Source organism: Limnobaculum allomyrinae, from assembly GCF_016649425.1.
Taxonomy (GTDB): domain Bacteria; phylum Pseudomonadota; class Gammaproteobacteria; order Enterobacterales; family Enterobacteriaceae; genus Limnobaculum; species Limnobaculum allomyrinae.
Genome location: NZ_JADRCR010000007.1, coordinates 245014 through 258982, shown reverse-complemented (window position 1 = coordinate 258982; position 13969 = coordinate 245014). Strand labels below are relative to the sequence as shown.

Here is a 13969-nt window from a genome sequence, read left to right as displayed (position 1 = left end):
TCCTTAGCGACGCTGTTCGGGTAAATGGGCGGCTTTATTCACGTCATACCACCAGGTATCGATACCCAGCGAGCTTTTCGGCCTGATTTCAGGCATAGAATATTTATTCCAGTAGGCGAATCGATCATGATTGGAATACCACATTGGTATCATCAGATGATGCCAGGTCAGTACTCTGTCTAATGCTTTACCCAGTGACAATAATGGTTTTTCCTGCCCCTGATAGGTAGCAATCAGCTGAGTTAACTCATCCACCGCAGGATCGCTAATTCCTGGCCGATTATAAGTAGAATCAATATATGCGGAGTTCCAGAGGATCATCAAGGTAACCGGAGATGGATATTCCATGGCTGAGTAACGTTGTGGGATCATATCAAAATCACGAGAACGTAAACGGCTGACGAACTGTGAACTGTCGACGTATCGTGCTTCCATCTTAATGCCTAATTTGGCCAGATTTTGCTGGAAGGGTAGAACATACATGGCATCGCTACCGCTCAGCAATAATAGCTCAAATGTGAATGGTTGGCCGGTCTGGCTATTAACCAGCACGTTATCTTTAATTTCCCATCCCGCTTCTTTTAATAGTTGAGTTGCTTTAAGCAGGTTTTCCCGATTATAGCCGGAACCATCAGTAACCGGTGGCTGATAAGATTTGGTAAACACTTCGGCAGGAATTTTATCTTTTAGTGGTGCTAACCATTTCAGCTCATCATCATCCGGTAGGCCGGTGGCAGCATAAATAGTATTTTGAAAGTAACTGCGAGGTTGTTGATAGGCGCTATAAAACAGTGCTTTATTCATCCACTGGAAATCAAAAGCCAGTGTAATGGCTTCACGGACTTTTGGGTTAGCGAAAATCGGCCGTTGGATATTAAAGGCGATCCAGCGGGTATCCTGTGCTGCCTGATTTTCCCAGTCCTTTTTGACGATATAGCCGAGGTCAAAGTTCTTTCCCTGATATTGAGTCGCCCATTTTTTGGGGGATGATTCAACGCGAAAATCGTAGGCCCCGGCTTTAAAGGCTTCTAACGCAACATTATCATCCAGATAGTAGTCGTAACGTATGGTGTCGAAATTATAGCGACCTTTATTAACCGGCAGATTGGCAGCCCAATAATCATTCACGCGTTTGTATACAATATATTGGCCCAGTTTATAGCCATCAATCATATAAGGACCACCGCTCAGAGGCGGTGCATTTAACGGCTCACCCAAATTGTGCTGTTGCCAGAATTTTTTTGAAAATACCGGTAATCCACCCACTAAGCCAAACATCTGCTCCCGGTCTGGTTTTGGTAAGTCAAAACGCACAACCAATGGCGATAGCGCTGTAACTTTGACCCCTTTATACACGCTACGAAATTGAGGTACGCCTTCAGTCATAAATTTTTCAAAGGTATATGCCACATCTTCCGCGGTAATTGGCGTTCCATCCTGAAAGCGAGCCTGTGGATTAATCTGAACCTCCATCCACTGGTAGTTATCAACGTAACGGGCTGATGTGGCAATGAGTGGATAAAGGCTATTTATCTCATCTTCTGAAGAGGCAAACAGCGTATCACTGAGGCGTTCACTACCATCCAGAGGATTACCACGCAACGCATAGCGGTTGAAGTTATCATAAGTACCGATAGCTGCGACGGTAAGCTGACCCCCTTTAGGAGCCTGAGGATTGGTATAGTCGAAGTGTTGGAAATTATCAGGATACTTAGGTGCACCAATAAGCGAAAGAGTGGTTCCCTGTTTGATGACGGCTTGTTTATCTTCAGCGTAATTATCGAAGGAAGCGAATAGTGATGCAATGCTTAAAACTAACAGAAGAGATGAGGTAGTAAGGTTCTTCCATTGATTTGACTGCAACATATTCATAAAGATTTCTGCTCAACATTAAGACCATGAGTTATGCCGCTGACGTTTTTAGCTTGTTAGCCAGACGGTTTCACAGTAGATGATACAAATTATCTTTTAGTATATAGCATGTTATTGAGGTGTGCGATAAAAGGGATGCTGGCAGAATAGGGAATCAAAACCGGTAGAACAAGAGATAGACAAAAACCTGAGCTGAATAAATATTCAGCTCAGGTTTTTGATAGCGAATTAACCTTTGCTCAGGATACGACGAGCCTGATGGTAACGCGTATTCCAGTATCGATCGTTCAGGCTGGAAATCATCACACCACTGCTGGTGGACGCGTGTACAAAGTTATCGTTACCAATATAAATTCCAACGTGACGGCCAGTAGAGCCGGAACGGAATAGTACGATATCGCCAGGGCGCAGTTTTTCACGCTTAATTTGCTGACCTACGTTTTGTTGCATTGAGGTTGAACGTGGAAGCGCTAAACCAAACTGCTCACGAAACGTGATCTGAACAAAACTGGAACAGTCAACGCCGCTTTTATTAGTACCGCCCATGCGGTAGCGGACACCTTTCCAGCCTGCGTATTGATTAAGAATCTTTGACTTAATGTCAACGTTCTTAACCATGGATTCGAATTCATCCTGAGTAGATTGTAGTGACAGTCCTTGTCTCTCATTTTGTGCCTGAGCATGCTTTGAATTAGATGCTTCAGCCGTTGAGGAGAGTGTGCCACAGCCAGATAACATTACGATTGCGGCTACGGCAGGCGCCAATCGTAGAACGTATCTCAGAATCGGTTGAGATTTGACCATTTGTGTGGAATTCCCGTGTAGTCCTTAACGACACCGTCGTTATAAAAGAGTTATTAACAATGATCTGCCGCACAAGGCGCCAGGTACTAATTTTGACTGGCAGAAAGAGCAACAAACAGGCTCCTGACATTGCCAATAGTACGCAATGAGCACGCACAAACGTTGGGAAGACTACTTGATTCGCTGGTTGATTGCGAGTTTTTTCTATCAGGAAAGCGTAGCAGAGCACATTTTTCGAGCTTTAACGATCCTTTAGACCAGTGGCCAAAACCGCCACCGGCCTAATTATAGTGTTAATTTTGGCGTTTGCCTCTGCCGGGGATCGATCTATTGATGAAATTGATCGTTGCGTCACAGGCGGGAGTCAATAACCACCAGCTTAAACCGACACAAGCCATACTCAATGCGCCGACATAAATATCGGTAAACCAATGAGCTCCAACCATAATTCTGGGTAAAGAGAAGATGATCACATAGCCAACAGCGACACAAAATGCCCAACGGGTAAAGTAACGCAACATGAATGCGGCAAAGATCATTAGCATCAAACCGTGGTCTCCGGGGAAGCTATCCCGTGAAGCATCCTTGGTTGGGATTCCCGATAATTCAGTGACCCGATTGATATCAGTGAAAGTTAAGGTTGGGCTTGGGCGTTCTACCGGTAATAAACGACCAGACTGGTTAAGTAATACGGCGGTTAATAACATCACGATCCCCATGATGATCATCCAGCGTTTACCGGCAGCATCTTGTTTAACAAAGAAATAAAGGAAAAGTAGCCCCATCGCCAAAAGTGATACACTGTCGAAGGCTCGATTATTCGTGATCGCAACCAGTTTTAAGAAACTGCTGCTGGTCGCTAAATGCTGATTGAAATAATGGAAAATAGAAGAGTCGATTGGAAACCAGAAACCGTGGTTTTCTGGTAAATACCAGGAGAGGAATAAAGCTATTCCAAATGCATTTAACAGCAAAATTGCAGGGAGATTACGCAAACCCATCAAAATACCTTCAAAAGTTAACTAATAAAAATGTTGTTAAATAAATAGCATAGAATCTATCGGGTGCTAAAAATGGTCTGTTACAGCATGTTAATTCGCGCTTTTAGTAATGCACTTTGCAGTTCATTCCAGGGCGCTTCATCGGTATGGATCAGCTCTACCCGACTATCCAATGGCGCAACAGGTTGGGTTTCTATCTTAAAATCGAATCCCTGACGGTTGAAAATTAGCGTTCCTTCCGGAATACGCATAACACCTTTAACACGTTCAACGGGAGACAGACGTACCCAGTCCAGTAATTCTGTGGTTGAAAAACAGGTTTCACTGTCAAAAATCCAACCACAGCTGGTATATCCCTGGCCCTGGTTCAGTGCACGTCGCCATCCCTGATTACCCGGTAAGCTCAAAGCGGCCAAACCGTTAGGCTTTGAATGAGTATGATGATGCGGACTGTCCGGTAAAGATTGCTGATTAGTGCGCTCTGTGTTTAACAATGCACTGTCGATTTTTCCTTGTTCAACCAGATATAACGGTCTGTTTAACGGATCCTGATTATGCCACTGGGATAATAGATCGCTATCTTGTTGACTATAAGTATCAGACTTATTTGCCAGAATAATATCGGCGGCGGCTAACTGATCGCGAAAGTTATCGTTTTCCGTATAGCGAGGCTCTGATAATTGTCGGGCATCAAGCAGACAAAAGGTCGCTTGCAGTGTCAAAAATGGCTGATAAACCTCAGAAGTCAACAGGTTCAGAATTTGTTTAGGATGCCCTAATCCGGTAGGTTCGATCAGCAGTCTATCGGGTTTAGTCTGCTTTAATATCATGTTCAGACCCACTTGCATTGGTAATCCATTAACACAACACATACATCCACCGGGTATCTCTTTTAGCGTAGCGCCCCGATTGGCAAGTAGTGCTCCATCAATACCAATTTCGCCAAATTCATTAACCAGAATGGCCCAGTTTTCATTTTCCGGCTTTTGCTGGAGTAGGTGTTGGATCGTGGTGGTTTTACCACTGCCAAGAAAACCGGTAATGAGATTAACCTTTGTCACAGAAAAAATACCTTAAAGTGAATATATGAGAATGATAAGTAATGCGTGTGAAATAATCGAGCGATTATTAACACATTGTAGGCATTGATTGGCAAATGGAACTATATCTTATAGGAGAACATTTGAAGTGGCGTAAATGTTCAATTGCTTGTTATTCGTGTGGACGTTGTAAAACCTAATGCATCGTCGATCGCTGAAACAAGCAGGGCTCTTTGGTATCGAATGGATATGAATAAAATACGGTGAGGAGATAACGGCTAAAGGTTCATGATAAATAAACATGAGACTGGAGATATTGTGTATGAAATATCAACGCTGGTTTTTCGCAAAAGCAGGTTGGTTATTGATTGCATGGACAGCGTCGTTATCAATGGCATCTGCAAGTGATGGTGGCCGAATCATTTTTACTGGTGCAGTAGTAGAAGAAGGATGTCAACTTTCTAACAATCGAACTGAGATTGTGCAAAGTTGCAATCGCGATAATCAGGTAGTGAAAAGTCATTTGCCAATTAGCAATGTTGGACAAATCACGATGCTGATACCAGCTAATGGCAACAATAAAATGAGTTTTCGCTGGTTTGATAAGTCGAAAGGATTGGCGGTGACGGAAATCGAGTATAACTAATAATATTAGTTAGTTACTCAAGATATATCTTATGGATTTGAATTGAATAACGCCATCACGGTAAAGTGATGGCGTTATTGTTTGTTAGTCTGCCCGACCCATATAACGACGTTCTGGAATATGAATGCGGATTTTTTCTCCCGAATCCAGATATTCTGGTACCTGAATCACTAAACCGGTACTCATCGTTGCTGGTTTGTTACGGGCACTGGCTGATGCGCCTTTGATACCTGGAGCCGTTTCAATAATTTCCATATCAACGGTTTGAGGTAATTCCAGAGCGATAACCCGGCCTTCAACGGTTAATACTTGAATACCAGGCATTCCACCCTCAGGAATAAACAGAAGCTCTTCTTCAATTTGCTCTTGCTTGAAGATATAAGGCGTATAGTCTTCATTATCCATAAAGACATATTCGTCACCATCAATATAAGAAAAGGTAACCTGACGGCGGCTCAGATTGATTTCCTCAATAATATCATCGCCTTTAAAACGCTCTTCAACTTTCAATCCGGTAACAATATCGGAAAAGCGCATTTTATACAGGGTACTGGCACCGCGTGCGCTTGGACTCTGTACTTCAATATCGCGTACCAGCAACATTTTACCGTTGTAGTTAACCGCCATACCGCGTTTTATTTCATTAGCTTTTGGCATAAAAATGACCTGTTCTCACTGATTAAATGACTGGCGACAAATTACTCGTGACGGGTAAAACAGGCAAGCAGAATTCATCGTAACAGAGAAAAAAAACGGGGAAAGAAAAGGCATCAGAAACCGATGTGTGGTTTCTGATGCCGACAGGCGATTATTTGTAAACCGGAAGCAGGTTTAACGTTGAGGCTACGTGAGCCACAATGTTTATCAGACCAAACAGAATAACGAAATAAACCATAAAGTTACCGCCAGGAGCATGATAAGTCGCCTGAGGGAATTTCTTACGGCTGGCGCGAGCCAACATCGCCGGTACGATAACTGCCCAAATAGTTGCCGCCAAACCTGCGAAACCGATGGCATACAAGAAACCATCAGGGAATAACAGTGCGGCTACTGTTGGTGGTACAAATGTCACCAGAGCAGACTTAGTACGACCAGCAGAGGTATCTTCAAATTTGAAGAAGTCAGCAATGTAATCCAGCAACCCAAGGGAAACACCCAGGAATGAACTGGCGAGTGCCATATAAGAGAAGGCATTCAGTAATTGTTTAACTAATGGGGTAACAACGCCATTATCCAGTTGGGCTAACAAATTACCAATGTTTCCGCCTTCGGCGATCACCTGCTTAAAGCCTGCGCGAGGGATATTCCCCTGAATAACATACTGCCATAACAGATAGATAACCAGCGCGATAAGAGTACCAATCAGCAGGCTGTGTACTACCGATTTAGCATCCTGATGGTAGTATTTAGCCAACCCTGGAATATTGCCATGATAGCCAAATGAGGCCAGTAAATAAGGGAATGCAGCTAATGCATAAGGCAGGTATTCAGCGTTACTTTCACTGCGGTTGAACAAAATTTCTGGTTGAACCTGGGCAAACATATCACTGACAGAGAAGACAAAGGTAATCACCATGCCGCCGATCAAAATTGTATTGATACGGTCAACGGCTTTGGTCGATAACCAAACGATGAAGGCAACCAGAATAGCAAACAACAAACCAGCCATGGTCTGGTTAATGTCTAACACGGAAGTCAGAGTATGGCTGATGATTGAACCACCAGCAGAGATGTAAGCATAGGTCAGAATATAAAGGACAAATGCAACCGACAGACCATTAATGCTGTTCCAGATATTGCCTAACAGGCTTTTAACCATGGTGTGGAAACTGGAACCGACCGGATAGTTAAGATTGGCTTCCAGCAACATTAGCCCGGACATAAACATACAAAACCAAGTATAAACCAGCATCAGGGTTGAACCGCTGAACCAAACGCCAGAGGTGACGATAGGTATAGAGAACATACCGGCACCGACAGCGGTTCCGGCAATAATCATCGCTCCACCAAGTACAGAAGGGCGTTTAATTGGGGTTGTTTGGGACATGTGTATGCTTTCCTGAGTGGGTTATATTTCCGTACTAGTCGAATGATACGTACTTGTATGCTTTTGTAAACAACTATTTCTTCATAATCAGGGGTGGTAGTAAGAGGAGATTATAGGCAAGAGAACTATTTTTGGAGACACGATGGTAAATAGCTGGTTATCGTCACAGCGTACTGCTATGGTCAGGCACCAGAATCGTTGATCGCGGATCGTTAAAATGGAATGTCGCACGGGTTGCGGAGCATGCTGTATCGGATTATCAATATCCAGTCCTATTCCCGGCATGCCAGATGGCAAACCGGCGGATGTTCCCTGCATTCATCTTGATGAGTCTTTTCGCTGTAAAATTTTTCATCACCCCGATCGGCCAAAAGTCTGTGCCCAGCTAAAGCCGCGTGAAGATATGTGTTTTTCCCACCGGGATGAAGCATTACGCTATTTACATCAGTTGGAAATCCTGACCTCCCCCTAGTTGCTGAATGAAGTATTTTGCATCATGAGTCTCAAATATTCGGGGAATAATAGAGCAATTGAGCAAAAATAGCGCTAGAATCACCTGAAACGATCCACCAACCGGAAACAGGGAAACGCATCTGCGTTTTTTGCTTTTCTGACGGTGTTGGAAAGCGGAACAGAAGCAAAAAAAGAAGAAATAGATGAACAGACGTGTAGCGACCATAACCTTGAATCCAGCTTATGACTTAGTTGGCTATTGCCCGGATATCGTTTTGGGGGATGTCAATCGGGTGAGAACGGCGGGGTTACATGCGGCCGGCAAAGGCATTAACGTAGCAAAAGTACTGAAAGATCTGGGTATTGATGTCACCGTTGGTGGATTTCTTGGCAAAGAGAATCAGGATGGTTTTCAGCAACTGTTCAGTGAATTAGGTATTGCTAACCGCTTTCAGGTTGTGCCGGGTCGCACACGTATCAACGTTAAACTGACTGAAGCCAGCAATGAAGTGACAGATTTCAATTTCTCTGGTTTTGAAGTTTGCCAGAGTGACTGGCAGCGGTTTATGGCTGATTCATTATCATGGCTGGGGCAGTTCGATATGGTGGCGGTGAGCGGTAGTTTGCCTGCGGGTGTCGATCCTGAATCATTTAGCGACTGGATGCGCCAACTGCGCAGCGTCTGTCCTTGTATTATTTTTGACAGTAGCCGGGAAGCTTTTGCCGCCGGATTAAAGGCCTCGCCATGGTTGGTCAAACCTAATCGCCGTGAGCTGGAAATCTGGATGGGGCGTCCACTTCCGACATTAGAAGATGTGGTAGAAGCTGCTCACGCGCTGCGTGAAGATGGTATTGCTCATGTGGTGATCTCTCTGGGGGTGGAAGGGGCGCTGTGGGTCAACGCTTCCGGCGCCTGGCTGGCAAAACCACCGGTTTGTGAAGTCGTCAGTACGGTAGGTGCTGGTGACTCAATGGTGGGTGGTCTGATTTATGGTCTGCTAATGAGAGAGTCCAGTGAACATACTTTACGATTGGCAACCGCGGTTGCGGTGCTGGCGGTGAGTCAAAGTAATGTCGGCATTAAAGATCGCATGCAACTGGCATCCATGATGTCGCAAGTTGAGTTGAAACCATTTAACTAATGATAGCGATTAAATAGGCTATACAGAGTGTTAACGAATATCGTTAGTTGGCATCTATGTATATGGCGGTCGTAAATCAGCGGGGCTTATATTGATTTTGTGCCCGACCGGAAGACCATTCGTACTCAGCCACAGAGTGGGTCGGGTCTGGCCCGCTGAAGGAGTGATACAACACCTTATAGTGTTTCTCTCTGCGGGCCAGCGCTAGCGCTACTCAAACAGCTTCAGCCACTTTCTGCTGGCTTTTCAACCAGGCTATTTCATCTTTCCAGATATCCGGATTGATGGTTTCCAGAATTAGTGGAATATTGTCAAAACGTTCATCGCGCATGATATAGCTGAAAACGGTTTTGCCAATATTACCTTCACCCAAACTATTATGGCGGTCAACCCGACTACCAAACTCGCTTTTAGCATCATTTAAGTGCATACCGCGCAGATAATTGAATCCAACAATATCGCTGAAACGAGTAAAGGTTTTCTCACAATCTTCTTCTGTACGCAGGTCGTAACCTGCGGCGAAGGCATGGCAAGTATCAATACAGACACCAACACGACTTTTATCTTCAACACCATCAATAATGGCGGCCAGATGCTCAAACTTAAAGCCTAAGTTGCTGCCCTGACCAGCTGTATTCTCTATCACTGCAACAACGTTCTGGGTTCTGTCTAAGGCGATATTAATAGATTCAGCGATGCGTTTAAGGCATTCATCTTCATCGATTTGCATCAGATGGCTACCCGGGTGAAAGTTCAGTAGCGTTAGCCCTAATTGTTGGCAGCGATCCATTTCGTCAATGAAAGCATCCCGGGACTTTTGCAGCGCCTCTTCCACCGGATGACCAAGATTAATCAGGTAGCTGTCATGAGGTAAAATTTGAGCGGAGCTGTAGTGATATTGTTCGCAGGCGCTGCGAAAATCTGATATCACTTCTTCAGTTAGTGGAGCGGCTCGCCACTGACGCTGGTTTTTGGTAAACAGTGCGAAAGCTGTTGCTTCAAGCTCATGAGCCCGGATAACGGCCTGATCTAATCCACCAGATGCACTAACGTGTGCGCCAACAAACTTCATATCTATTCTCCTGTATTGCCAGCCAATATTATCTCACACTTTGGGTAGCAACATCTATTAACAAATAATTAACGCTAATAGTAAACAGACAATCAATTAAAGACCAAATTGATGAACGGCAAGATTGATCAGTGCTCCTCCGGCAATTAACCAGATAAACAGCAATGTAGCGAGTAATAGTGGTTTAATTCCAGCCTGACGAATCGCACTGATGTGAGTAGTCAGCCCCAGCGCCGCCATTGCCATAGAGAGCAGAATAGTATCCAGATCGATGAGGGTTTTTACTGCCATATGTGGAAGCAGATCCAGAGAATTAAATCCGGCAACCACGATAAACAGTACGGCGAACCAAGGGATAACGATAGCGCTTTTTTGCGCTCCCTGTGATGAACTGCTCTTCTTACTACGGTTAAGATAGCCGGAGAGTAATAATAAGAAGGGCGCCAGCATCATAACGCGGATCATTTTGACAATGACTGCGCTGTTACCTGCATCATCAGAAATAGCGCGGCCAGCAGCTACAACCTGCGCCACTTCATGTACCGTGGAGCCAATATAAATACCAAAGTCATTATCAGAAAATCCTAACAGGTGATATTTCATTTCCAACTGATACAACCATGGATAAAGAAACATGGCGATAGTGCCGAAGATAACGACTGTTGCAACGGCAACGGCGACTTTACTGGATTCTGACTTAACTACCGGGTCTGCCGCCATAATGGCTGCTGCACCACAAATACTGCTACCAGCACCGATTAACAGAGTGGTTTCTCGATCCAGACCAAAAAGATGTTTTCCCGCCCAACAGGCCAGAAAGAAGGTAGAGATCAGAGTAAGGGCATCAATAATAATACCGCTCGTGCCAACATCAGCGATTTGCTGGAAGGTCAGGCGAAAGCCATACAAAATGATACCCAGTCGTAATAATTTCTGTTTGGCTAAATGCACACCAGCATCGCAAACAGAAGAGATGGCAGGGTAAACCAGATTGCCTAATACCATGCCAATCACAATGGCCAGTGTTAAAGCACTGAGCCCCAGCCGGGCTATTGAAGGTTGGTTTGCCGCATATATAGAGAGTAAAGTGATGGCACCAGTCAGTAATAAACCAGGCAACAATGGCGTTGCTGATTTAAACAGGGATGGTTTTACCGTAGTTGAATGACTCTGTTGCATATATAACGACCTATTGACAGTGAATAGGCTTACAAAAATAAAGTAATTGGCTATAAAAGAGAAATTGATTATATATTTATAACTAATCGAAATAAGTGGTAAGGAGCAGCGATGCATATCACATTGCGTCAGCTTGAGATATTTGTTGAAGTGGTAAAAAGTGGCTCAACCACACAGGCATCCTCAGTTTTAGCACTGTCACAGTCAGCGGTGAGTGCAGGTTTAGCAGATCTGGAGAAACAGCTTAATGCTGCACTGTTTGATCGGGTGGGTAAGCGACTGGTGGTGAATGAAAATGGTCGATTGCTTTATCCTAAAGCACTCTCTTTGTTGGAAAGGGCAATGGAAGTTGAGCAGCTTTTTCAACAGCAGGATGGCGCGCTACGAATTGCAGCCAGTACCACAATTGGTAACTATATGTTGCCGGAAATGATTGCCCATTATCGTCAGGATTTTCAATCCACGCCGTTGGAGCTGATTGTTGCCAATAGCCGGGAGGTTGTTCAACTGGTCTCTGATTTTCGTGCTGATTTAGGGTTAATAGAAGGGCAATGTCATAGTCCCGAATTGATATCCCGACCGTGGATGAGCGATGAATTGGTAGTATTTGCCGCAGCAGGGCACGCATTAACTCAAAAGCCGGTGACGATTGATGATCTGATTAATGCGCCATGGATATTGCGTGAGGCTGGTTCAGGTACGCGAGATGTATTGGAACATAGTCTGATGTCACACCTGCCGGGAGCCAGGCCCATTTTAGAACTGGGTAATTCCGAAGCAATTAAACATGCGGTTCGCCATGGTATTGGTATCAGTTGTCTGTCACGCAGAGTGGTCGCTGAGCAATTAGAGAGTGGAACTTTAGTTGAATTGAAGATCCCTTTTGCTCCTCTTGAACGCAGGCTATATCTGATTTATCACCGTCAAAAACATATTTCTTCCAGCTTATTGCGTTTCTTATCTTATTGTCGGGTTACTCCTCAGATATTGGCCGAGATTCAACGGGCTGATTGAAAAGTAGACGAAAACACATTATTGGGTTTTGCTAATAAGATCTTCAGAATTATGAACGAATCTTATATTGAGAGGTTTGATGTTATCCCGCGATCTATCCTTTGCTACAATCGCGCTCTTTTTAGTAACAGACAAGCAAATAGATAGGTTAAGAATGGCTCTGGTCGATACAAAAGATTCAAAGGAAAAAAGCGTGCCGGGATTACGTCGGGTACTGAAAGCGCGTCATTTAACAATGATTGCCGTCGGTGGTTCGATCGGTACCGGTTTGTTTGTAGCATCCGGTGCGACTATTGCTCAGGCAGGTCCGGGCGGTGCGCTGCTTTCCTATGCGCTAATTGGCCTGATGGTTTATTTCTTAATGACCAGCCTGGGTGAGCTTGCCTCTTATATGCCGGTTTCTGGTTCATTTTCTACTTATGGCGCTAAATATGTTGAGCCGGGTTTTGGCTTTGCGCTGGGATGGAACTATTGGTATAACTGGGCGGTAACCGTTGCCGTTGATCTGGTGGCTGCGCAATTAGTGATGCAGTATTGGTTCCCGGAGACGCCGTTTGGGTTGCCAAGTTGGATCTGGAGTGCGCTATTCCTGAGCTTGATGTTCTTATTGAATTACATCTCGGTAAAAGGATTTGGTGAAGCCGAATTCTGGTTTGCCCTGATTAAAGTGGTTACCGTTGTTATCTTTATTGGTCTTGGCCTGCTGATGATTTTCGGCATCATGAAAGGTGGGCCAACTTCAGGCTGGCATAACTGGACTATTGGTGATGCACCGTTTGCCGGTGGCTTCTCTGCGATGATTGGTGTGGCAATGATCGTTGGTTTCTCTTTTCAGGGAACCGAATTAATTGGTATCGCTGCCGGTGAATCTGCCGATCCGGCGCGTAATATTCCACGTGCGGTGCGTCAGGTATTCTGGCGTATTTTACTGTTTTATATTTTCGCGATTCTGATTGTCAGCGTATTAATTCCTTATACTGACCCAAGCCTGTTACGTAATGATGAAACTGATATTAGTGTGAGTCCGTTTACGTTGGTGTTCCAGCATGCAGGGCTGTTATCAGCAGCAGCGGTAATGAATGCGGTTATTCTGACTTCTGTACTTTCTGCTGGTAACTCTGGTATGTATGCATCTACTCGTATGTTGTATGCTCTGGCAGCGGAAGGTAAAGCACCGAAGATTTTTGCTAAGCTGTCCTCCGGTGGTGTACCTCGTAATGCCCTGATTGCCACCACGGTTGTGGCGGGACTTTGCTTCCTGACCTCAATGTTTGGTAATCAGCAAGTTTATTTATGGTTGCTGAATACTTCAGGAATGACAGGTTTTATTGCCTGGTTAGGTATTGCCATCAGTCATTACCGCTTCCGTCGCGGCTATATTGCGCAGGGACATTCATTGGACGCGTTGCCATATCGTTCAGGTTTTTTCCCATTAGGGCCAATTTTCGCATTTGTATTGTGTTTGATTATTACTTTAGGGCAGAATTACCAAGCCTTCCTGGAAGATAATATTGATTGGGCAGGTGTTGCGGCTACTTATATAGGTATTCCGCTGTTTTTGGCAATTTGGTTTGGATATAAAATAATTAAAAGAACAAAATTTGTCCGCTATAAAGAGATGGATTTTCCCAAAACAGAAATCCGGGAAGAGTAATTAGTAACTATAGTATTTAAGAGCGGCGTATAATACGCCGCTTTT

Annotated in this window: 13 protein-coding genes; 5 read left to right on the top strand and 8 right to left on the bottom strand. The window is 44.4% G+C overall.

Annotated elements, in window-relative coordinates; genetic code table 11:
- Positions 1-3: 3 nt before the first annotated feature.
- From I2494_RS14345 to I2494_RS14330, 4 genes are all read right to left on the bottom strand, one after another.
- A complete protein-coding gene (locus I2494_RS14345; RefSeq protein ID WP_228350966.1) occupies positions 4-1872 on the bottom strand; it encodes an extracellular solute-binding protein in 1869 nt (622 codons plus the stop codon).
- Between the two features lie 228 nt (positions 1873-2100).
- Entirely contained in the window at positions 2101-2676 is a 576-nt protein-coding gene (mepS, locus tag I2494_RS14340; protein ID WP_130590882.1) for a bifunctional murein DD-endopeptidase/murein LD-carboxypeptidase, read from the bottom strand.
- A gap of 293 nt (positions 2677-2969) precedes the next feature.
- Positions 2970-3677, bottom strand: coding sequence for a phosphatase PAP2 family protein (locus I2494_RS14335; protein ID WP_218467432.1), 708 nt, complete (start codon positions 3675-3677; stop codon positions 2970-2972).
- Positions 3678-3757: 80 nt separating this feature from the next.
- Entirely contained in the window at positions 3758-4738 is a 981-nt protein-coding gene (locus tag I2494_RS14330) for a CobW family GTP-binding protein (RefSeq protein WP_218467431.1), read from the bottom strand.
- Positions 4739-5039: 301 nt separating this feature from the next.
- Between I2494_RS14330 and I2494_RS14325 the strand changes: the two genes are divergently transcribed.
- Positions 5040-5363, top strand: coding sequence for a hypothetical protein (locus tag I2494_RS14325; RefSeq protein WP_218467430.1), 324 nt, complete (start codon positions 5040-5042; stop codon positions 5361-5363).
- A gap of 84 nt (positions 5364-5447) precedes the next feature.
- Here the strand turns inward: I2494_RS14325 and yeiP are convergent, their stop codons facing one another.
- Together yeiP and mtr are read right to left on the bottom strand one after the other, a co-directional pair.
- Entirely contained in the window at positions 5448-6020 is a 573-nt protein-coding gene (gene yeiP, locus I2494_RS14320) for an elongation factor P-like protein YeiP (RefSeq protein ID WP_218467429.1), read from the bottom strand.
- Between the two features lie 151 nt (positions 6021-6171).
- Positions 6172-7410, bottom strand: coding sequence for a tryptophan permease (gene mtr, locus I2494_RS14315; protein WP_218467428.1), 1239 nt, complete (start codon positions 7408-7410; stop codon positions 6172-6174).
- A gap of 217 nt (positions 7411-7627) precedes the next feature.
- On the opposite strand from mtr, the gene I2494_RS14310 reads away from it, so the two are divergent.
- Together I2494_RS14310 and fruK are read left to right on the top strand one after the other, a co-directional pair.
- Positions 7628-7882, top strand: coding sequence for a YkgJ family cysteine cluster protein (locus I2494_RS14310; RefSeq protein WP_218467427.1), 255 nt, complete (start codon positions 7628-7630; stop codon positions 7880-7882).
- A gap of 184 nt (positions 7883-8066) precedes the next feature.
- Positions 8067-9005, top strand: coding sequence for a 1-phosphofructokinase (fruK, locus tag I2494_RS14305; protein WP_218467426.1), 939 nt, complete (start codon positions 8067-8069; stop codon positions 9003-9005).
- Positions 9006-9219: 214 nt separating this feature from the next.
- On the opposite strand, the gene nfo is transcribed toward fruK, so the two are convergent.
- Both nfo and I2494_RS14295 read right to left on the bottom strand, forming a co-directional pair.
- A complete protein-coding gene (nfo, locus tag I2494_RS14300) occupies positions 9220-10077 on the bottom strand; it encodes a deoxyribonuclease IV (RefSeq protein ID WP_218467425.1) in 858 nt (285 codons plus the stop codon).
- A gap of 96 nt (positions 10078-10173) precedes the next feature.
- Complete coding sequence (locus I2494_RS14295; protein ID WP_218467424.1) at positions 10174-11256, bottom strand: YeiH family protein; 1083 nt, start codon at positions 11254-11256, stop codon at positions 10174-10176.
- 111 nt (positions 11257-11367) lie between these two features.
- On the opposite strand from I2494_RS14295, the gene yieE reads away from it, so the two are divergent.
- Complete coding sequence (gene yieE / locus I2494_RS14290; protein ID WP_218467423.1) at positions 11368-12270, top strand: DNA-binding transcriptional regulator YeiE; 903 nt, start codon at positions 11368-11370, stop codon at positions 12268-12270.
- 154 nt (positions 12271-12424) lie between these two features.
- Complete coding sequence (locus tag I2494_RS14285; protein ID WP_218467422.1) at positions 12425-13924, top strand: amino acid permease; 1500 nt, start codon at positions 12425-12427, stop codon at positions 13922-13924.
- Positions 13925-13969 lie beyond the last annotated feature (45 nt).

Excerpts from the sequence above, each read along its gene's own strand:
- I2494_RS14345 (WP_228350966.1), bottom strand. The coding sequence starts at position 1,872 with ATGAATATGTTGCAGTCAAATCAATGGAAGAACCTTACTACCTCATCT.
- mepS (WP_130590882.1), bottom strand. The coding sequence starts at position 2,676 with ATGGTCAAATCTCAACCGATTCTGAGATACGTTCTACGATTGGCGCCT.
- I2494_RS14335 (WP_218467432.1), bottom strand. The coding sequence starts at position 3,677 with ATGGGTTTGCGTAATCTCCCTGCAATTTTGCTGTTAAATGCATTTGGA.
- I2494_RS14325 (WP_218467430.1), top strand. The coding sequence starts at position 5,040 with ATGAAATATCAACGCTGGTTTTTCGCAAAAGCAGGTTGGTTATTGATT.
- yeiP (WP_218467429.1), bottom strand. The coding sequence starts at position 6,020 with ATGCCAAAAGCTAATGAAATAAAACGCGGTATGGCGGTTAACTACAAC.
- mtr (WP_218467428.1), bottom strand. The coding sequence starts at position 7,410 with ATGTCCCAAACAACCCCAATTAAACGCCCTTCTGTACTTGGTGGAGCG.
- I2494_RS14310 (WP_218467427.1), top strand. The coding sequence starts at position 7,628 with ATGGAATGTCGCACGGGTTGCGGAGCATGCTGTATCGGATTATCAATA.
- fruK (WP_218467426.1), top strand. The coding sequence starts at position 8,067 with ATGAACAGACGTGTAGCGACCATAACCTTGAATCCAGCTTATGACTTA.
- nfo (WP_218467425.1), bottom strand. The coding sequence starts at position 10,077 with ATGAAGTTTGTTGGCGCACACGTTAGTGCATCTGGTGGATTAGATCAG.
- I2494_RS14295 (WP_218467424.1), bottom strand. The coding sequence starts at position 11,256 with ATGCAACAGAGTCATTCAACTACGGTAAAACCATCCCTGTTTAAATCA.
- yieE (WP_218467423.1), top strand. The coding sequence starts at position 11,368 with ATGCATATCACATTGCGTCAGCTTGAGATATTTGTTGAAGTGGTAAAA.
- I2494_RS14285 (WP_218467422.1), top strand. The coding sequence starts at position 12,425 with ATGGCTCTGGTCGATACAAAAGATTCAAAGGAAAAAAGCGTGCCGGGA.